Source organism: Xanthobacter autotrophicus ATCC 700552 (assembly GCF_043194565.1).
GTDB classification, from domain to species: Bacteria; Pseudomonadota; Alphaproteobacteria; order Rhizobiales; family Xanthobacteraceae; genus Xanthobacter; species Xanthobacter autotrophicus_F.
Genome location: NZ_JBAFVS010000085.1, coordinates 1 through 475, shown reverse-complemented (window position 1 = coordinate 475; position 475 = coordinate 1). Strand labels below are relative to the sequence as shown.

The following is a 475-nucleotide window of genomic DNA, read 5'->3' as shown; positions in this document are numbered from 1 at the left end:
CGAGGCGAAGTGGAAGTTCTGCTCCACCAGCAGCACCGTGAACCCCTTATTCTTGAGGTTCCGGATGATCTGGCCGATGTGCTGGACGATCACCGGGGCGAGACCCTCGCTAGGCTCGTCGAGCAGCAGCAGCTTGGCGCCGGTGCGCAGGATGCGGGCGATGGCCAGCATCTGCTGCTCGCCGCCCGACAGTTTGGTGCCCTGGCTGTTGCGCCGCTCCTCCAGCCGCGGGAACAGCTCGTGCACCTCGTCCACGGTCAGCCCGCCGGGCAGCACCACGGGGGGCAGCAGCAGGTTCTCGCGCACCGAGAGCGAGGCGAAGATGCCACGCTCCTCGGGGCAGATGGCGATGCCGAGCCGGGCGATCTTGTTGGGCTGCAACCCGACCGTTTCGGTGCCCTCATAGCGGATCGAGCCGGCGCGCTTGCGCAAAAGGCCCATGATGGCGCGCATGGTGGTGGTCTTGCCGGCGCCG

General features: G+C 67.8%; 1 protein-coding gene. It reads right to left on the bottom strand.

The window, feature by feature from the left end; all coding sequences use genetic code 11:
• The coding region (locus tag V5F48_RS25015) for an ABC transporter ATP-binding protein (RefSeq protein WP_394260652.1) at positions 1 to 475 on the bottom strand (475 nt) is incomplete at both ends.